This window comes from Nonomuraea sp. NPDC050547 (assembly GCF_044457345.1).
Lineage (GTDB): Bacteria > Actinomycetota > Actinomycetes > Streptosporangiales > Streptosporangiaceae > Nonomuraea.
In genome coordinates, this window is the sequence record NZ_JBITGW010000002.1 from 631435 (window position 1) to 650939 (window position 19505).

The following is a 19505-nucleotide window of genomic DNA, read 5'->3' on the forward strand; positions in this document are numbered from 1 at the left end:
TCATCGAGAATTCGGTCGGCGTTTTGAAGGCCCAGGCGGTCTTGGGCGATCAGGAACGGCGGCGCTGTTCGCGGATCAGCAGCCACACCAGGTAGCCGCCACCGGCGATCACGGTGACGACGCCGACCGGGAGAACCCGCGGCATCAGGTGCTGGGCCGCGTGATCGGCGAGCGCCAGCAGCAGCGCTCCCGTCAGCGCCGAGGCGCTCAGGGTGACTCCGGGGCCGCGGATGAGGCGGCGGGCGATCTGTGGTGCGGCCAGGGCGATGAAGGCGATCGGCCCGGCCGCGGCGGTGACGGCGGCGGTGATCACGACAGCGGTGAGCAGAAGGGCGAGGCGGCTGCCTTCGACGCGGACGCCGAGGGCCCGCGCGGTGTCGGCGCCCATCTCCAAGATGCGCAGGGACGGCTGGAACCGGCTGAGAACGATCAGCAGGGCGAGGGTCGCGAGGCAGGCCGGAGCGGCGCGGTCCCAGCCGATGCCGTTCAGCGATCCGGCGCCCCAGACCGCCCCCGCGATGGCGGTCTCCAGTTGCGCGCGCAGGAGCATCCAGGTATTGGCCGCGGTGAGGAGCGCGGAGACTCCGATGCCGACGACGATGAGCCGGAACCCTTGGACGCCCCGGCGGAAGGCGAGCAGATAGACCACGACGGCGGTGGCCAGGCCGCCGGCCAGCGCGCCCGCGGCCACGTCGAGGTAGCCGCCGCCGGCGCCGATGATCACTATCAGCGCGCCGGTGTAGGCCCCGCTGGAGAATCCGATGACGTCAGGGCCGGCCAGCGGATTCCTGGTCAGCGACTGAAAGACCGCGCCCGCCACGCCCAGCCCGGCGCCGAAGACGATGGCCGCCACCGCGCGGGGCAGGCGCCACGTGAGCACGACCGTACGGGTGACGCGGTCCTCCCCTCCGGTCAGGGCGGCGGCGACCTCGTCGATGCCGAGCCGGAGATCACCCGTGGTCAGCGACCATAGGACGACCGCGCCGCACAGCAGCAGGAGCGACAGGTTCACGGCCATGGCTCGCACCTCGGTCACAGCCGGCTCGCCCTCGCGCGCCGGGCCAGGACGACGAGCACGGGCGCGCCGACGAAGGCGGTGACGATGCCGACGGGCACCTCGCCGGGTGCGGTCACGACCCTGCCGATCACGTCGGCCACCAGGAGCAGGATCGGCGTGAGGACGATCGTGTGCAGGAGGATCCATCGCTGGTCGGGACCGGTGATCCACCGCGCGACGTGGGGCGTCATCAGGCCGGCGAACGCGATCGGGCCCGCGATCGCGGTCGCCGAACCGGCCAGCAGCGTCACCGCGACGATCACGAGGGCCCGCGTGCGCCCGACCGCCACCCCGAGGGAGGAGGCGACCTCGTCGCCGAGGGCGACGCCGTTCAGCGATCGAGCGGCCACGAGGGCCAGCAGCAGGCCCGCGGCCACGAAGGGCAGCGTGGGGAGCAGCACGTCCGGGCCGCGGCCCGCGAGCGTGCCCGCGTTCCAGCCGCGCATGTGGTCGAAGACGCGAGGCTGAAGCAGCATCATCGCCGAGGTGACGCCCACCAGCACCGCGCCCATCGCGACACCGGCGAGCGTGAGCCGGATCGGATCGGCGGCTCCCTTCCCCGCCGACCCGATCAGATAGACGCCGAGCGTCGCGGCCAGCGCGCCGGCGAAGGCGAACCACAGGTACCCGCCGGCCGAGCCGGCCCCGAACACGGCGATCCCGATCGCGACGGACAGCGCCGCCCCGGCGTTCACACCGAGCAGTCCGGGGTCGGCGAGCGGATTGCGGGTCAACGCCTGGATCAGCGCGCCCGACGCGCCGAGCGCGGCGCCGGCCAGCAGCCCGGCGGCCGTGCGCGGAAGACGGAGGTCACGCACGATGTGGTGGTCGCCCGACCCGTCGAAACCGGTGAGCGCGCCGGCGATCGCCGCGACGTCGATCGGCCTGGCCCCGACGGCGACACTCAGGATCGCCACAACCACCAGCGCGAACACGGCCAAAACCAGCCACAACACCCGTGCCGCCCGGGACCGTGCCGGACCTGGGCTCATGAGGCGCCGGTGACCTGGGCCCACAGCGCCGGCCCGTCCGCCGCGCCGGCCACCCGCCCGTCGCCGAAGAGCAGCGCGTCGAGGTCGCGGAGCACCCAGACCTGGTTCAGCGGGCCGACTCCGAACCACGCGGAGAAGTCCACCTCGCCGGTCCGCGATCCCGAGGTGTCGAGCAGCCGGTTCTCCAGCGGAGACGGAGCCCCGAAGGAGACCGAGCCGGCGAACGCGACGATGATCTCGGCCTTGTGCTCGCCGAGGTTCTCCGGCGAGAGGTTCTCGTATCCCCACTCGTTGCCCTTGAGCGCCTGCCGGGCGGGACGCCTCAGGCCCAGTTCGGTCAGGATCGGGCCGAAGCCGCGCGCGTTGCCGTACACGCAGAAGGTGTTCTCGCCGCACGCCGACAGCGCCGATACGGCGGCGCCCGCGAACTCCGAGCCCTTGACGCGGCGCGCCAGATCGGTGCGTGCCGTTGTGAGACGCCGCGCCACCGCGGCGGCCTCGGCCTGGTGTCCCGTGATCGCGCCGAGGGTGCCGAGCGTGTCCTCCAGCACGGGCAGGCCGGGCAGGATCACGACCGGCGCGATCTCGCGCAGTTGCGGGACGATCGTGTCGCTGCCGGTGTTCGGCAGGCCGACGACGAGCTCCGGCCCGGCGGCGGCGACGAGTTCGGCCTTGCCGGGCTCGACCAGCTCGACCCCGGCCTTGGTCAAGATCGTGTAGGCGGCGGACACGAACGGGTCGGTGTCGTAGCCGTACTTCCCGGCGTGCGCCGGGACGACGCCCAGCGCCAGCAGGTTGAGCGCGGTCTGGTAGTCCAGCGCCCAGATCCGGGAATCGGTGACGGGTACGGTGACCTCGCCGTTCGCGGACGTCACGGTCACCGTTCCACGGGCCGGTTCGGGCGCGGAAGGCGAGGCGGTGCCGCAGGCGGCGAGCGAGAGCGCCACCGCGAGCACGATGGCCGGCAGGCGCGTCCTCACGACGGGTGTCCCTTCTGGGCGATGCGCCAGTGCCGTGCCCGCTCGTACTGCCGGGACAGCCGCGCGAACGCCCCGCCCGTGCGCAGCAGTTCCGAGGGCGTGCCGGTCTCGGTGACGCGGCCTTCGTCGAGCGAGACCACATGATCGGCCGCGGCCAGGGTCGCGGGGCGGTGGGCGATCACGATCACCGTGCGGCCGGGGTCGTCGCCGAGGTTGGCGATGGCCTGGGTGATCGCGGCCTCGTTCTCGGGGTCGAGCGCGGAGCTGGCCTCGTCGACGAGCACGATGCGCGCCCGCTTGAGTATCGCCCGCGCGATCGCGACGCGCTGGCGTTCGCCGCCCGACAGCTGGGCGCCGGCCTCGCCCACACGGGTACGCCAGCCGTCGGGCAGCCGCTCGACCACCTCGTCGAGCCGTGCCGCGGCGGCCGCCTCCTCCAGCTCGTGCCAGGTCGCCTCCGGGTGCGCCAGGCGCAGGTTGTTCTCGATGGTGTCGTCGAACAGGTAGACGTCCTGGAAGACGATGGCGATCTCGTCGAGCAGGGCGCCCGGATCGAGGTCGCGGACGTCGACGCCACCGACGCGCACGTGTCCCGAGTCGACGTCGAAGAACCGGGCGATGAGCCGGGTCACCGTCGTCTTCCCCGAGCCCGAGGGGCCGACCAGCGCGGTGGTGGTGCCCGGCCGGCAGCGCAGCGACACCTCGCGCAACGCGGGGGCCTGGCCGCCCGGGTAGGTGAAGCTGACGCGCGAGAGCTCGACGTCGGCCGCCTCGATGCCGCGCACCGGGCGGGCCGGCACGGGCAGCGCGGGCGTGGCCAGCAGCTCCTCGATGCGTGTGATCTTGTTCGTCATCGCGCGCAGCGCCCCGATGAGGTCGATGAGGTTGCCGAGCGGCTCCAGGAAACGGGCGGCGAGCACCAGCAGCGCGATCGCCTCGGGGACCGAGACACGCTCGCTGAGCACCAGCTCGGCCGCCAGCGCGAGCACCGCGACGAAGCCGCCCATGATCACGCCGGTGTAGACGAAGAACGGCCGGCGGGCGCGGCGCATGCCGTCACGGTAGGTCTCGCGGTGGTCCACGAGCGCCGCGCGCATCCTGGGCGTGCCGTCGGCGTACCCGGCCGCGCGCAGGACCGGCTGGGCCTGACCGAGCTCGATCGCCCGGCCGGCGACCCCGGCCGACGCCCGTTCCAGCTCGATCTCGGCGATCTCGGCGATGCGCGCGGCACGCCGTAGCGCCCAGAAGGCGACGAGCGCGATCGCGCACAACAGCAGCGCCATCCGCCAGTCGACGGCGAACGTCACGGCGACGATCGTCGCGGGCAGCAGCGTCGAGGTGATCGCGGGACCGGCGACGGTCACGGCCAGGTGCGCGGAGTCGCCGACGTCCGCGGTCACGCCCCGGGCGAGCCGCGCCTTGTGCTCGGCGGTGAACCACCCCAGCGGCAGCGCGCTCACGTGCCGCATCAGCCCTCGCCGCAGTTGCGCCGCCAGCGCGCCCGACGCCGCGAACCCGACGGGGGTGGCGATGACGCTCAGCACCGCGTACGCCACCGCGCCGATCGCGCCGAGCACGAGCCAGGGGGTGGCCGCGGTGAGGTCGGGCTCCGGCCGTACGACGGCGTCCAGGATCGGGACGAGCAGACCGAGCAGCAGACCTTGCAGGACGGCCTGCGCGGCGGTGAGCAGCCACAGGCGGGCCAGCAGTTTCGGCTCCGGCCACAGCCGGTACAGCCGCCGGATCATGCGAGGGCCCCTTCCTGCGCGGCCCACATCCTGGCGTACAGGCCGCCGCTCGCGAGCAGGTCGTCGTGGTTGCCGCGCTCGGCCAGCCGTCCCCTGTCGAGCACGAGGATCTGGCCGGCGCCGGCGATCGTGTGCAGCCGGTGGGCGATCACGATCACCGTCTTGCCGATCGCCAGGGTGGCCAGCGCGTCCTGGACCGCCGCCTCGCTGTCGGCGTCGAGCGCGGCCGTCGCCTCGTCCAGCACGACGATCGGCGCCCCGGACAGGATCGCCCGCGCGATGGTCAGCCGCTGGCGCTCGCCGCCCGACAGGCTGCCGCCGCCCGCGTCGAGCAGCGTGTCGTACCCCTCGGGCAGGCGTTCGACCACCTCGTGGATGTGCGCGTCGGCGGCCGCCCGGCGAACCTCGGCGTCGCTCGCGCCGGGCCGGCCGATGCGGATGTTCTCCGCCACGCTGTCGCGCAGCAGCGCCACGTCCTGGAACACCAGCGACATCGACGCCAGCAGCTCGGCCGACGGGATCGAGCGCACGTCGGTTCCGCCGATCCGGATCGCGCCGTCCGTCACGTCGTAGAAGCGCGGCAGCAGGCTCGCGAGCGTCGTCTTGCCCGCGCCGGACGGGCCCACGATCGCGGTCACCTGCCCTGGCGGGCAGACGGCGCTGACGTCGTCGAGCGCGTTGGTCGCCCCGTCGTAGGAGAACGTGACGCGGTCGAACTCCACGCCGTGCCCCTGCGGCCTTTCCGGGCGCGCGGGCTCGGGCAGCGGCGGGCGCGACAGCAGCCGCTCGATGTTGGCCGCGCCCATCCGGCCCTTGCGTACGCCCTGGGCGGCGCTCACGGCCGGGAGGATCGAGTTCGGCAGCCCGACCGCGACGACCAGGAACGCCACGAGGTCGGCGACGGCGAGCGACCCGTGGCTGAGGAAGGCCAGCCCGGCGGCGGTCACGACGGCGAGGACGGCCATCTCCGAGCCGAGCAGCCGTGACGTCGCCGAGCTGTAGCGCACCTCGGCGACCCACGCGGCGAACGCCTGAGTGTGCTCGTCCACGGCGTCGTCGAACCGGCGCAGGACGCGGCCTCCGGTGCCGAACGTCTTGACCACCTGGATCCCGTCGGCGTACTCGACACTGGCCGCGCTGATGCGGGCGTCGGCGGCGATGAGCCGGTTCATGTGGGTCGTCATGGAACGCATGGAGACGCGGTAGACGATCGCCATCAGTCCCAGCACGCCCAGCGCGATCAGCGCCATGGGGACGTCGACGAGGAACAGGTATCCCGCGCCGACGACCGTCACCGTGACCGCTCCGGTCAGCTGACCCAGGGCGTGCGCGATGACCTCGTGCATCTCCTCCAGATCGCCCGTCATCGCCCGCTTGACCCGGCCGGAGCCCGAGGCGCGGAACCAGCCCAGCGGCAGCGCGCCGAGGTGACGGACGATCCGCACCCGCAGGTCGTGCAGGATCGCCGCGTCCGCGTAGTGCCCGACGCGCGAGGACTGCACGAGCAGCAGCAGCCACAGGGCGGCGCCGGCGGCGCCGACGCCCACCCAGGTCCAGATGGCGGCGGCGGCCCCCGCGGGGTCGCCGAGCATGACGCGCGCGATCTCGGCGACGGCGATGTACGGCACGATGCCCGCCGCCGCGCTCAAGGCCGACAGGATCGCGCACACCACGAGGTGCGTCCGGACCGGGGCGAGCAGCCGCGCCAGGGCCCCGGCCTTCGCGAGCGCGGCCGGGGGATCTGCTGTTGTCGTGCTCAAGACGTCGTTCCTCCTGGGGACCACGGTGGCTTAGGTATGCCTAACCTCATTTCCAGCTTGAGACGTGAAGGTGACTTGATGTCAAATGGCCCTATGGATGAGCCTCTCGGCGTCTCGATCGGCCAGGCGGCCGCCCTCTACGGCCTCGCCCCCTCGACGCTGCGATGGTGGGAGTCCCAGGGGGTGCTGCCCGAGCCGCCGCGTGTCAACGGGCGCCGGGTCTACACCGAGACCGGGCTCCGCCGGATCGGGCTGGCGTACCTGTGCTGCGTGACGGGGGCGATGCCGCTCGAACAGGCGTCAGTCGTCACCGCGGGCAGCCGGAACCGGCACTGGCAGGACACGGTGAGGCGCCACGCCGGGCTGATCGAGGAGAGGATCAGGCACCTGCGCAGCGCGCAGGACTATCTGCTGCACCTGTTGCTGTGCCCGGACGACGACATCGCCGGCGAATGCCCGGATCTCGACGGCGAACTGGTCAGGCACACGCCGCGGGGGCTCGTCCCGGCACAGAATCTCGTCGCCGCGGCCCGGTCGGCCCGTGATGAAACACCGTCACCGCGTGACGAAATAGCCGTGCCGGCGGATCGCTGCGCCGTCTGCGGAGAGCCCTTCGCCCAGCCCGCGCGCGGACGCCGCCGGACGTACTGCTCGCCCGCGTGCCGCCAGAGGTCCTACCGCCGCAGCCGCGGCCCGCAGACCTCCGGTGACGCCTGACCCGCCTTGATCGGGGTCCCGGCGACGACTAGCCTGAGCGCCGTGTTGCCGGGAGGCGGGGGCCGAGGCGATCGCATCACCGGGAAGAGCCGCTGCCATGGAGTTGGGGATCGACTGACGATGAGCGCGGAAGAGGATTTCGAGCAGGTCGGCGCCGAACTGGCCGATCTGGGCGTGCGGATCTCCGGGATGATGGGGAGACCGGCGCTCAAGGACCGGGCGGGGAAGGTGTTCGCGAGCCTGCAACGTGACGGCGCGATGGTGTTCCGGCTGGTCAGAGATACCGCCGAGCACGCGACCGCGCTCAAGCTGCCCGGGGCGTCGCTGTTCGACCCTTCGGGGCACGGCAGGGAGATGAAGGACTGGGTGGTCGTGCCCCACTCCTCGGCCGGGGAGTGGACGGATCTGGCCGAGGCCGCCCACAGCCGCCCCCGCTAGGCTGGGTCGCGTCGCGCGCAGCGGCTCGACAGGACCAGGATGGAAGCATGCCGAGAGAGACTCCGCCCACCGGGAAGCGCCCGACGCCCGAGCTGCGAGCCTCTCATGCCGACCGGGACCGCGTGGTGGACGTGCTCCGCATCGCGGCGGGGGAAGGGCTGCTGAGCGCGGACGAGCTGGACGAGCGCCTGGAGGCCGCCCTGTCCGCGCGGACCCTGAGCGAACTGACCCCGCTCACCGCCGACCTGCCGCCCGTGTCGGCCACGGCCGGTGCGGCCGTCGCGGAGGTCAAGGACCTGGTCCGGATCGAACAGGTCCACAGCGGGGCGATCGAGCGCACGGGACGCTGGGTGGTGCCGCGCAGGCTGGAGCTCGCCGTCACCTATTGCGCCGTCACGCTCGACTTCACCGACGCGGTGATCACGCACGACACCCTGCGGATCGACGTGAGCATGACGGGCAAGACCCTGACGCTGGTCACGCGGCCGGGCATCGTAGTCGACACCGACGGTCTGCACCTGGTGCACAGCAAGGTCAGGCACCAGCGGAATCCCGAGGCGCCGGTCACCCTGCGGGTGGAGCTGGCCGGTCAGAAGGTTCACGGCCGCGTGGTGGTGCGGCCCCCGCGCCGGACGTTCGGGCAGTGGCTGCAGCGCGGGCCCGCGTCAGGCGATTGAACCTCACGGCTTGACCTTGCCCCAGGGGCAAGCTTCGAGGATGCTCTGCATGGACACCAACACGCCGCACACCATCGAAGCCCAGATCCGCGACCAGGTCGCCGCCTCCTGCGAGTCCGCCGGCATCCCCGGGTTCGTCGCCGGCGTCTACCAGGCCGGCGAGCAGGTCATCGTCTCCCACGGCACCGCCAACGTCGCCACCGGCGCGCCCATGCTGCCCGAGACCGGATTCCTGTTCGGCTCCGTCACCAAGGTCCTGACCACCACCCTGGTCCTCCAGCAGGTCGACCGCGGGCTGCTCGACCTCGACGCGCCGGTGACGAGGTACCTGCCCGGCTTCGCGCTGGCCGTACCGGGGGCCGCGGACAAGATCCTGGTCCGGCACCTGATCGGGCACACCAACGGCATCGACGCCGACCTGTACTTCCCCGGCGACAAGGGCCGCGACGCCCTGGACGCCTACGTCAAGGGCCTGGCCGGCGGCTGCGGCACGCTGTTCGAGCCCGGCGAGCAGCTCAGCTACTCCAACGGCGGCATGATCGTCGCGGGCCGCCTGCTGGAGGTGGTGACCGGCCTGTCCTTCCCCGACCTGCTCGAACGCGACGTCTACACCCCCGTCGGCATGAAGGACTCCAGCACCTCGGCCGAACAGGCCATCCTGCGCAGCACGGCCGTCGGCCACTTTCCCGACCCGGAGACCATGGAGCCCAGGCCCACGAACATGTTCACGCTGCCCGACACCTGGGGCCCGGCCGGCGGCACCCCGATCGGCACCGTCGCCGACCTGCTCGCCTTCGGACGCACCCACCTGGCGGGAGGCCTGTCGCCTTCCGGTACGCGTGTCCTGTCGGCCGGGTCGACCGCGCTGATGCAGCGGATCTCCCACGACATGGGCAGCCCCAACACCCCGCCGATCGGCCTGGGCTGGGTGCTGTACCCGTTCGGCGACACGACCGTCCTGGCCATGTCGGGCGCCTCGCCCGGCGGCGTCTCCATCCTGTGCGTGATCCCCGAGCACGACCTGGTCTTCGCCGCCTACGGCAACAACCCGGCGGCGATCATGCTGCAGGACCAGCTCCTGGGGTGGCTCCTGAGCGAGCACCTGGGCGTCCGGATCCCCCAGCTGATCACCGAGCCGCGGCAGGACGTCGACCTCACCCCCTACGTGGGCACCTACCGCTCCAATCAGCTCCGCGTCGACGTCACCGTCGTCGACGGCCAGCTCGAGGAGCGGACGACCTACGAGCCGGCGGACGCCTCGCAGGAGCGTATCTTCACCGAGTTCGCCGGGGGCACGACCTCCGCCCCGCCGCAGCGCTTCGTGCCGATCCGGCCGGGCCTCTTCGCGCCCGCCGGCTACCCGCCGGAGACGTTCGACGGGTACCTGCGGCTGCTGCTCGTCTCCTTTCACGACGTCCGGGACGGGCGGGCGCGCTTCCGGAACGGCGGCGGCCGCCTGACCCGCCGGGTCTGACCCGTCCATGCCGAGGTGGAAGGATGTCCGGCATGCTCACGATCGGCCAACTCGCGGACTACGCCGGAGTGACCACCAAGGCCATCCGCCACTATCACGAGCGCGGCCTGCTCGCCGAGCCGGGCCGCGACTCCTCGGGCTACCGGCGCTACTCCGCCGCGCACGCCATCACCCTCGTCAAGATCAGGACTCTGGCCCACGCGGGGGTGCCGCTGGCCCGTGTCAGGGGCCTTCTCGACGCGGGACCGGAGGCGCTCGCGGCGGCCATCGCCGAGATCGACCACGACCTCGAGGACCGCATCACGCAGCTGACCCGGTCGCGCGAGCAACTCGCCCAGCTGCACGGCGGTGACCGGCTCTTCGTCTCCCCGCAGGTCGCCGACTACCTCGACGACCTGCGCGAGCTCGGCGTCAGCGAGCGCGCCGTCGAGGTGGAACGCGACGGCTGGATCCTCATGCAGACGGCCTCGCCCGAGGACGCCCTGGTCTGGATCACCGAGAAGCGCGAGCTCATGAGCCATCCCGAGTTCCGCGCCCTGTACCTCGACCATGACGCCGCCTACGACTGGTCGCCCGACGACCCCCGCCTGCCCGGCCTCGCGGACCGTACCCGCGAGTGGTTCGCCCGTCACCCCAGCCGCGCCGAGACCCGCCCGGTCCACAACCCGGAGATCGCCCGGCTGGCCGCGCAGTCCCAGCCCGGGGCCTCATCCCCGGCCTACGACCGGCTGGCCCGGCTCATGGCCCGTTAGCCACGGACGGCCCGCTACGGCTCCGACACCGACGGTGGCCACTAGGCTGGCCGCGGCTTCTGGTCACGTTCGGCGGTGTGACGGGCCGGCAGTGAGGCCGGGCGTGGGGGCCGAGGCGTTGAACGACGGCGGCACGGTCTGGATGGAGGCCCCAATGGCAGGTGGCGAGTTGATCACCGCGGTGATCGTCGATGATCACGCGGCCATCAGCGCGGGCGTCCACTCCTGGTGCTCACGGGCCGACCCGAAGATCGCTCTGATCGACGCCGGGGACCGGCTCGCCGAGGTCTGGACCGGACCCGGCGCCGACGCCGACGTCGTGATCTTCGACCTGGAGCTGGTGCCGCGCCGGCCGGACTTCGGCGAGCTGCGCCGGCTGGTCGACAGCGGCCGGCGCGTGATCGTGTACTCCCAGCACACCGACGACGCGACCGCGATCAAGTGCGTGGACCTGGGCGCGCTCGCCTACCTGACCAAGCGCGAGGGACCCGAGCACCTGGTACCCGCGATCCGGGCGGTCGCGCGGGGCGAGTCCTACACCGCGCCGTCGCTGTCCGGGGCGCTCATCGCCGACGACGACCCCGGCCGGCCACGCCTGTCCCAGCGGGAGACCGAGGTGCTGCGGGCGTGGTTCGTGTCCTCGTCCAAGGAACTCGTCGCCGCCAAGCTCAACATCACCGTGAAGACCGTGGACACCTACATCGCGCGGGTCCGGGTGAAGTACGCCAACGTGGGGCGGGCGGCGCGTACCAAGAGCGAACTCGTCGGCCGCGCGCTCGACGACGGGCTCGTCACGCTCGCCGAGCTCAACCAGACCTCGCCCCCCGATCAGTGAGAGGCTGGTGTGCGGTGGTTTGCTGGATATGGTGCTCGTGGGTCATTTTCGCTAGCTGGTGAAGGACTGATGAGGACCACCGACTTCAGCAAGGCGCCGCCCCAAGGGCAGGCGGGGGCGATGTTCGTGGGGGCGACGCGGTATCGGGGGCCGTTGTCGATCCTCACGCTCACCTTCACGTGGGTGCGCATGGTGCGGGACATGAAGCGCATGCGCGGGTACCGCTGGCACAAGGTCTACTGGGAGTTCCCGTTCACGCTCGGGACCCTGGCCTTCTTCGAGGACCGCGACTCGCTGCTGGCGTTCGCGCGCAGCCGCCATCACCGCGAGCTCATGCGGTGGGTGACCGACGGGACCAGGAACGCCACCGGCGGATACATCCGGCTCTACAACGCCGAGCCCGAGGGCTACTCCAACGGCGTCTGGCGGGCCGAGGGCGGGCCCATGGCGCACATCGCGACGTTCACCCCGCTGTCCGGCGAGGACGGCGACGGGCCGGCGGTGACGCGGGCGTGAGTCTGCGCACCGTCGAGTCGCGCCGGGACCTGGCGGAGTTCCTGGCCCTGTCCGATCGGGTCTATCCGGCGGGCTCGGGGTACGTGCCGCCGCTGCGCGCGCAGGTCCGGGCCTGGCACCGCCAAGGGGTACGGCTGGCCGTCCTGCGCCGCGGCGGCCGGGTCGTGGCCAGGACCACCCTGCACACCGACGCCGCGTTCGACGCCAAGCTGGGCGGGAGGACGCAGCTGTTCGGGCTGACGGAGTTCGAGGAGGAGGCGGCCGAGGAGCTGTTCGAGGCGATCGTGGCCGAGGGGCGGGCCGCGGGGCGGCAGAGCGTCTTCGGGCCCGTTTCGCTGTTGCCCAACCAGAGCGGCGGGGTGATCACCTCCGGGTTCGGGGATCGCGGGTTCATCGACAGCGCCTGGAATCACCCCTACTACCCGGCGGCCTACGAGAAGCACGGGTTCGCGCGCCGGTTCGAGGCCGACACCTGGATCTGTCCCGTGCCGGGCGAACCGGTCTTCGGCTTCGACGACGCCCGCCTGGCGGCCGAGGAGCTGGAGGTCCATCGGGGGGAGCGGCGGCGGCTGGGGGAGCAGCTGCCGATTCTGCGGGAGATGCTCAACGCCGCCTTCGCGCAGCTCGGGTACTACACGGAGATCTCCGCCGAGCAGCTCGCCCGGCAGACCGACGGGCTGTCGTTCCTGCTGGACGAGTCGCTGCTGCTGTATCTGACCAAGGCGGGGCGGCCGGTGGCGTTCGTGCTGTGCGTGCCGGACATCTCGGCGTTCGTGGCCCGCATTCGCGGCGATCTTCACCTGGTCAACCAGCTCCGGCTGCTGCTCACCCGGGGACGGTACCGGCGCGAGGCCGTCCTGATCATCAAGGGGACCGTCCCCGCCGAGCAGGGGCACGGCCACATGCGGCTGCTCTCGCGGGAGCTTCACCGGGGGCTGATCGCGGGCGGCTATCACACGCTGCGCAGCACCTACGTCGAACGTGGCAATCCCGGCTCCGCCGCCCAGTTCCAGGCCATGGGCGGGCGGCCGCTGCACGGCTACACGTTCTACGAGAAGGCGCTGTGAAGGCGTTGCGGGAGCTGGAGACCGACTTCTGGCGGGCCCCCAGCGCGCACAACACCCAGCCCTGGACGCTGACCTACACCGGCGCCGGGGCGGTCGTCGGCTGGGACCCGGAGCGGGCGCTGCCCGTGAGCGACCCCACCGGGCGCGACCTGCGGCTCGGGCTCGGGGCGTTCGTGGAGACCTGCCTGATCGTCTGCGCTTCGGCGGGGCTGCGGGTGGGGTTCCGGGCCGATCCCGGGCCGCTTCGGGCCGGGGTGCTGCACGAGACGGCGCGGCCGTACCGGACGGAGTTCACGACGGCGGACGTGCGCGGGCGCGGCTCCAACCGCGGCCCCTATCACCCGGGACGGCTGCCCGGCGACCTGGCGCCGGGGGTGCGGCGGGTGGCCTGCCGGGATCTGGCGGTGCTGCTGCACGCGGCGGACCTGCACCAGTTCGGGGACGCGGCGGTCACCGCCGAGCTGCGGGAGTGGCTGCGGCTCACGCCGCGGCATCGGCGCTACGACCTCGACGGGCTGACGGACCGGGCGCTCGCGCTGTCCAGGACCGAGGCCCTCGGCCTGCGGGCGGCGCTGGCGGTCCATCCCGTCCTGCGCAGGGCCGGGCTGCCCAGGATTCTGGCGGCGGCCGGCAAGGGGCTGCTCGACTACGACGGCGAGGCGCTGGTGCTCGTCGGGCCGCCGGGGGACGAGGTCGAGAGGGGGCGGGAGCTCATGCGGCTCTGGCTGACGCTGTCCACGCGCGGCTATACCCTTCATCCCCTCAGCCAGATCATCGACAGCCCGCCCACGCGCGACCTTCTGGCCGCTCACCTGGGCGTGGACGATCCCGCGAGCCTCCTGCACCTCGCCCGTGCCGGCCTGCCCAAGGGGGCGGCGCCGCGTTCTGCCAGAATCGCCCGTTGACAAACCACCTCAAGCATTGAAAAGTGCCCAGTTAGGTGGATCATTAGCGGGGTTCGATCGGCGCGTTTGGGGGTTGCTGCGTGGACGCCAAGACCTATATGGCCGGGGTTTTCGACCGGGCGTCCGGGACGTACGAGCGGGTGGGCGTGCCCTTCTTCGGGCCGGTCGGCGCCGAGCTCGTGCGCCAGGCGGGTCTGCGGCGCGGCGAGAGCGTCCTGGACGCCGGATGCGGCACCGGGGCCAGCCTGATCCCCGCCGCCCGCGCCGTCGGCCCGCTCGGGCTGGTCGTCGGGCTGGACCTGGCGCCCGGCATGCTCGCCGTCGCCAACGCCGAGATCGAACGGCACGGCCTGTCCAACGCCACCGTGCTGTCCGGCGACGTCGAACAGGCGTCGATCCTGCTGCCCGCCGCGCGCTTCGACACCGTGCTGGCCGGGATGATGCTGTACTTCCTGCCCGACCCCGCGGCCGCCGTACGCGCGATGGCCGGGCTCCTGCGCCCCGGCGGCCGCCTGGCCGCCAGCCTCCTCGCCCAGCCCAGCCCCGCGGAGGCCGACCTGCTCGGCCAGGTGGCGCTCGCCCTGGCCCCCTTCACCACCGGGGCCGGCGGCGCGCCGTTCACCCACCGCCTCAACACCGAACGCGAGCTGGCCGACCTGCTGTCCGGCAACGGGCTGGCCGGGGTGCGGTGCGAGGAGGTCGTCTTCGAGGTCAGCGTCGAGCGCGGCCAGGTCTGGGACTGGCTGTGGTCGGCCGCGCGCCGCGCCTCCCTGGAGAGCATTCCCCAGGAACGGCACGCCGTCGCGCGGGCCGCACTGGAGTCGTCGCTGCCCGAGGAGGTGTACGTGCTGCCGCGCACCGTCCGCTTCGCCACGGCGGTACGGCCGGGCTCCCTCCTCAGAATCCGGCCGTAGCCCGCTTCGCGCACACGGGACCCGCGACGCCTGTGAGGGGGCGCCACGGGTCCCGTGCTTCAACCGGTCACGGCGACGACCGTGCCCGCGCCGACCGTCAGGCCGCCTTCGCGGATCGCGAAGCCGAGCCCTTCCTCCAGCGCGACGGCCCTGCCGAGCTCCACCTCGACCTCGACCGTGTCACCCGGCTGGGCCGGGGCCGGCAGGTCGATCCGGCCGGGCACGTCGGTCGTGCGCAGGTAGAACTGCGGCCGGTACCCGTCGGCGACCGGCCTGCGCCGGCCGCCCTCCTCGGCCGTCAGGAGGTAGACGCGGGCGGTGAAGGAGCTGCGCGCCTGCTGCGTGCCGGGCTCGGACAGGACCATGCCCCGCCGTACCTGCTCGCGGCGCACACCGCGCAGCAGGACCGCGGCGTTGTCCCCGGCCTCGCCCCGCTCCATCGTCTTGCCGAACGTCTCCACCCCCGTCACGACGGCGGAGAACGTCTCGCCGAAGCCGACGACCTCGACGGTGTCGCCGACGCGCACGACGCCGCGCTCGATCGCCCCGGTGACGACCGTGCCGCGGCCGGTGACCGTGAGCACGTTCTCCACCGGCATGAGGAACGGCGCGTCGACGTAGCGCACCGGGACCGGGATGTGGTCGTCCACCGCCTGGAGCAGCGCCTCGACCGACGCCGTCCACTCGGGGTCGCCCTCCAGCGCCCGCAGCCCGGAGACGCGGACCATGGGCACGTCCGCGTAGCCGTGCTCGGCCAGAAGCTCCGACAGCTCCAGCTCGACCAGGTCGGCCAGCTCGGGGTCGGCGCCGTCGGCCTTGTTGAGCGCGACGACGAGGTGCTCGACGCCGACCCGCTTGGCGAGCAGCACGTGCTCGCGGGTCTGCGGCATGATCCCGTCCTGCGCGGAGACCACCAGGATGGCGCCGTCGAGCTGCGCCGCCCCCGTGATCATGTTCTTCACGTAGTCGGCGTGGCCCGGCATGTCGACGTGGGCGTAGTGGCGGGTGGCCGTCTCGTACTCGACGTGCGAGATGTTGATCGTGATGCCCCGCTGCGCCTCCTCGGGCGTGCGGTCGATCCTCTCGAACGGCGTGTACGTGGCGCCGCCCCGCTCGGCGAGCACCTTCGTGATCGCGGCGGTCAGCGTCGTCTTGCCGTGGTCGACGTGTCCCATCGTGCCGATGTTGAGATGCGGCTTGTTCCGCACGTAGGCCTGCTTGGCCATGATCGTGTTCCGTTCGCGAGAGCCTTGGATGTGTGACCCGTGGCCGGGCCGGTCAACCTCCCCCCGCCGGGTCACCGTCAGGACTTACGGGGAGAGGTCAGCGCTCCAGGCCGTCGCAGGCACGCTCGAAGACACCCGCGGCGATCGCGGGAGTCATCGGGTGAACGTGCCGGAACATGAGCGTCATAGTGACGTACATGAGCAACGGGAGGCAAACGGATATTCCCGCCGCGTTGGTGTGGCGCACAACACAGGGGCGGTGGTTTGTCGCAAAGGCCGAAGCATGGGCCCGCGACGGTCGCCTAGCGTTCGGCCATGCCCCGTCTCTCCTTGGACGACCTCTACCGCCTGGCCGTACCGTCTGATCCGCAGGTGCGTCCCGGCGGGGTCGCCGTGGCCTACACGCTCACCACCGCCGAGCGTGACACCGACGACAACATCACCCAGATCTGGCTCGCCGCCCCCGGGTCCGAGCCGCGCCGTCTGGCGACCGGCACCCTCCCTCGCTGGTCGCCGGACGGCGGCACGCTGGCCTTCGTCCGCCCCGTGGACGGAAAGCCGCAGATCCACCTGCTGCCGATGGACGGGGGCGAGCCGCGCGCGCTCACCACCGCGCCGCTCGGCGCCGGCGCGCCGGTCTGGTCGCCCGACGGCACCAGGATCGCGTACGGCGGGCCGCACTTCGCACCCTCGGCCGACGGCCCCGACCCGAACGCCCCCATCGTCGCCGACCGGCTCGACTACAAGGCCGACGGCCCCGGGCTGCTGCGCGGGCTGACCTCGCACGTGTTCGTCGTGGACGTCGCCTCCGGCGCGCTCACCCAGGTCACCGAGGGCGACTTCCACGCCGGCGGGCCCACCTGGTCGCCCGACGGCCAGCGGCTGGCGTTCACCACGTCCATGGAGCCCGACCGCGACCTCGTCCCCAGCGGCGCCGTCTACGCCGTGGACGCCACCGGCGGCGAGCCCAAGCGCCTGACCACCCAGGACGTCGTCTGCACGGGCGCGTGGTGGCTGGGCGAGAGGCTGGTCGCGACGGCGTTCAAGGACGGGCCGATCGGGCACACGCGGCTGTTCGCCGTCGGCGAGGACGGCCAGGAGGAGATCGTCACCGGGCTGGACAGGAACGTGATGATCGGCGGCCCCGGCTACCCGGGCGCGCCGCCCGCGCTGGACGGCGGCGACCTGCTGTTCTGCGCCCGCGACGCCGGGGCCACCCATCTGTACCGGCTCCGGGGTGGGGCCGCGGCCGCGGAGAAGATCGTGGGCGGCGAGCTCAGCGTCTCCGGCGCCGGAGTCGCCGGCGGGCGGCTGGCCTACGTGGCCGGCTCGGCGTACACGGTGGGGGAGGTCTACCTCGACGGCGAGAAGCTGACCGCCCTCGCCCTCGCCGACGTCGAGCTCTACCCGCCGCGCAGCCGGGTGTTCACCGCGCCCGACGGCACCCGCGTCGAGGGCTTCCTGACCGGCGAGGGCAACGGCGGCCCGCTGCTGCTCGACATCCACGGCGGCCCGCACAACGCCTGGGCCCCCGTCTTCGACGGGGTCCACCTCTACCACCAGGTGCTCGCCGCCCGCGGCTGGACCGTCCTGGCCCTCAACCCGCGCGCCAGCGACGGGTACGGCGAGGCCTTCTACACCGCCGCCCTCGGCGAGTGGGGCGTGGCCGACGCCCAGGACTTCCTGTCGGCCGTCGACGAGCTGGTGGCCGACGGCACGGCCGACCCCGAGCGGCTCGCTGTCACCGGCTACAGCTACGGCGGCTACATGACCTGCTACCTGACGGGGCACACCGGCAGGTTCAAGGCGGCGATCCCCGGCGGCATCGTCAGCGACCTGACCAGCATGGCCGGAACCTCCGACGCGGGGTACTTCCTCAAGATGTGGGAGTGCTCGGGCGACCCCGCGCCGCAGTCGCCGCTCACCCGCGTGGGCGAGGTCACGACGCCCACGCTCATCCTGCACGGCGACGCCGATGAACGCTGCCCGGTCGGACAGGCCGAGCAGTGGTTCGAAGCCCTGCGCGAGCGGGAGGTGCCGGTCCGGCTGGTTCGTTACCCGGGCGGCTCCCACCTGTTCATCGTCCAGGGGCGTCCCTCACACCGTTACGACTACAACGAGAGGATCATCGCGTGGCTGGAGCAATGGGTCAGCGGCTCGCCGAACTGATCGCGAAGTACGAGGTCCCGGGCGCCGCCCTGGCCTACCTGCACAACGGCGAGCTGCACGAGTACGCCGCGGGCGTGCTCCATCGCGGCACCGGCGTCGAGACCACGACCGACTCGCTCTTCCAGATCGGCTCCGTGACGAAGGTCTGGACGGCGACGCTGCTGATGCAGCTGGCCGAGCGCGGCCTGCTGACGCTGGACACGCCGGTGTCCGAGCTGCTGCCGGAGTTCAAGGTGGCCGACCCGGAGGTCACCAGGACGGTCACGGTGCGCCACCTGCTCTCCCACACCAGCGGCATCGACGGCGACCTGTTCCTGGACACCGGGCGCGGCGACGACTGCGTGGAGAAGTACGTGGCGGCCTGCGCTGACCTGCCGCAGAACCACCCGCTGGGCGCCACCCAGTCGTACTGCAACTCCGGGTTCATCGTGGCCGGGCGCATCGTGGAGAAGCTGACCGGCAAGACGTGGGACGAGGCCCTGCGCGAGCAGATCTTCGAGCCTCTCGGCCTCACCCACGCGGTCACGCTGCCCGAGGAGGCGCTGCGCTTCCGCGCGGCCATGGGCCACATGGACGGCGGCGAGCCGGCCCCGGCCTGGGGCCTCATGCGCTCGTGCGGCCCGGCGGGGCTCATCAGCGCCCGCCCCGCGGACGTGGTCGCCTTCGGCCGCGCCCACCTCGAAGGCGGGCTGCTGGAGAACCCGCAGGCGATGTGGGAGCCGCAGGTCGCCATCCCCAACCCGCACACGCTCGGCGCCCACTGGGGCGTCGGCTGGATCCTCGACGAGTGGAGCGGCCAGAAGGTCGTCTCCCACGGCGGCAACACCATCGGCCAGCACGCCATGCTCTGGGTCGTACCGGGCACCGGCACGGTCGTGTGCGTGGTGGCCAACGGCGGCCACAGCGGCGCGTTCACCCACGCGGTGGCCACCGAGCTGTTCGCCGAGCTCGACGGCCTGGAGGTGCCGCCCACGCTCGGGCCGCCCGCGCAGCCGGTCGAGGTCGACGTCACCCGCTACCTCGGCGTCTACGAGCGGGCCGGCGCCCGCCTGACGATTGGCCTCAAGGACGGCGGGCCGTCGCTGCTCATGGAGTCGACCGGCGCGCTGGCCGGTCTGCAGGAGCCGGAGGAGATCCCGCTGGTCGCCGTGGACGACGTCACCTTCGTCGGCCGCCGCCCCGGCGACCCCGACTGGCTCTCGGCGGTCTTCTTCGAGCTGCCCGACGGAACCCTCTACGTGCACGCCGGCGCCCGCGCGACCCCGAAGGTGAGCTGAC

Annotated in this window: 18 protein-coding genes; 12 read left to right on the plus strand and 6 right to left on the minus strand. The window is 72.6% G+C overall.

Annotated features, from left to right (window positions below; all coding sequences use genetic code 11):
* Positions 1 to 49: 49 nt before the first annotated feature.
* From ACIBHY_RS07285 to ACIBHY_RS07305, 5 genes are read right to left on the minus strand one after another with little or no spacing between them, the layout of a single operon-like run.
* Positions 50 to 1018, minus strand: coding sequence for a FecCD family ABC transporter permease (locus ACIBHY_RS07285; RefSeq protein ID WP_397306209.1), 969 nt, complete (start codon positions 1016 to 1018; stop codon positions 50 to 52).
* Between the two features lie 14 nt (positions 1019 to 1032).
* Positions 1033 to 1992: an iron chelate uptake ABC transporter family permease subunit gene (locus tag ACIBHY_RS07290; protein WP_397306210.1), complete on the minus strand. Its 960-nt coding sequence runs from the start codon at positions 1990 to 1992 to the stop codon at positions 1033 to 1035.
* A 53-nt stretch (positions 1993 to 2045) separates the two neighbouring features.
* Positions 2046 to 3029, minus strand: coding sequence for an ABC transporter substrate-binding protein (locus ACIBHY_RS07295; RefSeq protein ID WP_397255335.1), 984 nt, complete (start codon positions 3027 to 3029; stop codon positions 2046 to 2048).
* Positions 3026 to 4777: an ABC transporter ATP-binding protein gene (locus ACIBHY_RS07300; RefSeq protein WP_397255337.1), complete on the minus strand. Its 1752-nt coding sequence runs from the start codon at positions 4775 to 4777 to the stop codon at positions 3026 to 3028. Before ACIBHY_RS07300 ends, ACIBHY_RS07295 begins: the two co-directional genes overlap by 4 nt.
* On the minus strand, positions 4774 to 6537 hold the full coding sequence (locus ACIBHY_RS07305; RefSeq protein WP_397306211.1) for an ABC transporter ATP-binding protein: 1764 nt from the start codon (positions 6535 to 6537) through the stop codon (positions 4774 to 4776). Before ACIBHY_RS07305 ends, ACIBHY_RS07300 begins: the two co-directional genes overlap by 4 nt.
* 93 nt (positions 6538 to 6630) lie before the next feature.
* Between ACIBHY_RS07305 and ACIBHY_RS07310 the strand changes: the two genes are divergently transcribed.
* The 10 genes from ACIBHY_RS07310 (at position 6631) to ACIBHY_RS07355 (ending at position 14832) form a co-directional block, all read left to right on the plus strand.
* Positions 6631 to 7254 carry a MerR family DNA-binding transcriptional regulator gene (locus tag ACIBHY_RS07310; protein WP_397306212.1) on the plus strand — a complete coding sequence of 208 codons (624 nt, stop codon included), beginning with the start codon at positions 6631 to 6633 and terminating at the stop codon, positions 7252 to 7254.
* A 120-nt stretch (positions 7255 to 7374) separates the two neighbouring features.
* Positions 7375 to 7692: a hypothetical protein gene (locus tag ACIBHY_RS07315; RefSeq protein ID WP_397255343.1), complete on the plus strand. Its 318-nt coding sequence runs from the start codon at positions 7375 to 7377 to the stop codon at positions 7690 to 7692.
* A 47-nt stretch (positions 7693 to 7739) separates the two neighbouring features.
* Entirely contained in the window at positions 7740 to 8369 is a 630-nt protein-coding gene (locus tag ACIBHY_RS07320) for a DUF1707 domain-containing protein (protein WP_397306213.1), read from the plus strand.
* 49 nt (positions 8370 to 8418) lie between these two features.
* Entirely contained in the window at positions 8419 to 9843 is a 1425-nt protein-coding gene (locus tag ACIBHY_RS07325) for a serine hydrolase domain-containing protein (protein WP_397306214.1), read from the plus strand.
* 32 nt (positions 9844 to 9875) lie between these two features.
* Complete coding sequence (locus ACIBHY_RS07330; protein WP_397306215.1) at positions 9876 to 10595, plus strand: MerR family transcriptional regulator; 720 nt, start codon at positions 9876 to 9878, stop codon at positions 10593 to 10595.
* Between the two features lie 154 nt (positions 10596 to 10749).
* Positions 10750 to 11430 (plus strand): response regulator, encoded by a 681-nt coding sequence (locus ACIBHY_RS07335; RefSeq protein ID WP_397255350.1) that lies wholly within the window; start codon positions 10750 to 10752, stop codon positions 11428 to 11430.
* Between the two features lie 69 nt (positions 11431 to 11499).
* Complete coding sequence (locus ACIBHY_RS07340; RefSeq protein ID WP_397306216.1) at positions 11500 to 11946, plus strand: DUF4188 domain-containing protein; 447 nt, start codon at positions 11500 to 11502, stop codon at positions 11944 to 11946.
* Entirely contained in the window at positions 11943 to 13013 is a 1071-nt protein-coding gene (locus ACIBHY_RS07345) for a hypothetical protein (protein WP_397306217.1), read from the plus strand. The genes ACIBHY_RS07340 and ACIBHY_RS07345 overlap by 4 nt, the downstream gene beginning before the upstream one ends.
* On the plus strand, positions 13010 to 13918 hold the full coding sequence (locus tag ACIBHY_RS07350) for a hypothetical protein (RefSeq protein WP_397255357.1): 909 nt from the start codon (positions 13010 to 13012) through the stop codon (positions 13916 to 13918). Before ACIBHY_RS07345 ends, ACIBHY_RS07350 begins: the two co-directional genes overlap by 4 nt.
* 80 nt (positions 13919 to 13998) lie before the next feature.
* A complete protein-coding gene (locus tag ACIBHY_RS07355; protein WP_397306218.1) occupies positions 13999 to 14832 on the plus strand; it encodes a class I SAM-dependent methyltransferase in 834 nt (277 codons plus the stop codon).
* A gap of 59 nt (positions 14833 to 14891) precedes the next feature.
* Here the strand turns inward: ACIBHY_RS07355 and tuf are convergent, their stop codons facing one another.
* The gene (gene tuf / locus ACIBHY_RS07360; protein ID WP_397255361.1) at positions 14892 to 16058 is read right to left on the minus strand and encodes an elongation factor Tu; all 1167 of its coding nucleotides are present in this window, start codon (positions 16056 to 16058) and stop codon (positions 14892 to 14894) included.
* A gap of 315 nt (positions 16059 to 16373) precedes the next feature.
* Between tuf and ACIBHY_RS07365 the strand changes: the two genes are divergently transcribed.
* The gene (locus ACIBHY_RS07365) at positions 16374 to 18227 is read left to right on the plus strand and encodes a S9 family peptidase (RefSeq protein WP_397306219.1); all 1854 of its coding nucleotides are present in this window, start codon (positions 16374 to 16376) and stop codon (positions 18225 to 18227) included.
* On the plus strand, positions 18191 to 19504 hold the full coding sequence (locus ACIBHY_RS07370; RefSeq protein ID WP_397306220.1) for a serine hydrolase domain-containing protein: 1314 nt from the start codon (positions 18191 to 18193) through the stop codon (positions 19502 to 19504). The genes ACIBHY_RS07365 and ACIBHY_RS07370 overlap by 37 nt, the downstream gene beginning before the upstream one ends.
* The last annotated feature ends 1 nt before the right edge of the window (position 19505 follow it).

Bases quoted from the DNA above. Each gene is read 5' to 3' on its own strand.
- ACIBHY_RS07285 (WP_397306209.1), bottom strand. From the start codon at position 1,018: ATGGCCGTGAACCTGTCGCTCCTGCTGCTGTGCGGCGCGGTCGTCCTA.
- ACIBHY_RS07300 (WP_397255337.1), bottom strand. From the start codon at position 4,777: ATGATCCGGCGGCTGTACCGGCTGTGGCCGGAGCCGAAACTGCTGGCC.
- ACIBHY_RS07310 (WP_397306212.1), top strand. From the start codon at position 6,631: ATGGATGAGCCTCTCGGCGTCTCGATCGGCCAGGCGGCCGCCCTCTAC.
- ACIBHY_RS07315 (WP_397255343.1), top strand. From the start codon at position 7,375: ATGAGCGCGGAAGAGGATTTCGAGCAGGTCGGCGCCGAACTGGCCGAT.
- ACIBHY_RS07320 (WP_397306213.1), top strand. From the start codon at position 7,740: ATGCCGAGAGAGACTCCGCCCACCGGGAAGCGCCCGACGCCCGAGCTG.
- ACIBHY_RS07325 (WP_397306214.1), top strand. From the start codon at position 8,419: ATGGACACCAACACGCCGCACACCATCGAAGCCCAGATCCGCGACCAG.
- ACIBHY_RS07330 (WP_397306215.1), top strand. From the start codon at position 9,876: ATGCTCACGATCGGCCAACTCGCGGACTACGCCGGAGTGACCACCAAG.
- ACIBHY_RS07335 (WP_397255350.1), top strand. From the start codon at position 10,750: ATGGCAGGTGGCGAGTTGATCACCGCGGTGATCGTCGATGATCACGCG.
- ACIBHY_RS07340 (WP_397306216.1), top strand. From the start codon at position 11,500: ATGAGGACCACCGACTTCAGCAAGGCGCCGCCCCAAGGGCAGGCGGGG.
- tuf (WP_397255361.1), bottom strand. From the start codon at position 16,058: ATGGCCAAGCAGGCCTACGTGCGGAACAAGCCGCATCTCAACATCGGC.
- ACIBHY_RS07365 (WP_397306219.1), top strand. From the start codon at position 16,374: ATGCCCCGTCTCTCCTTGGACGACCTCTACCGCCTGGCCGTACCGTCT.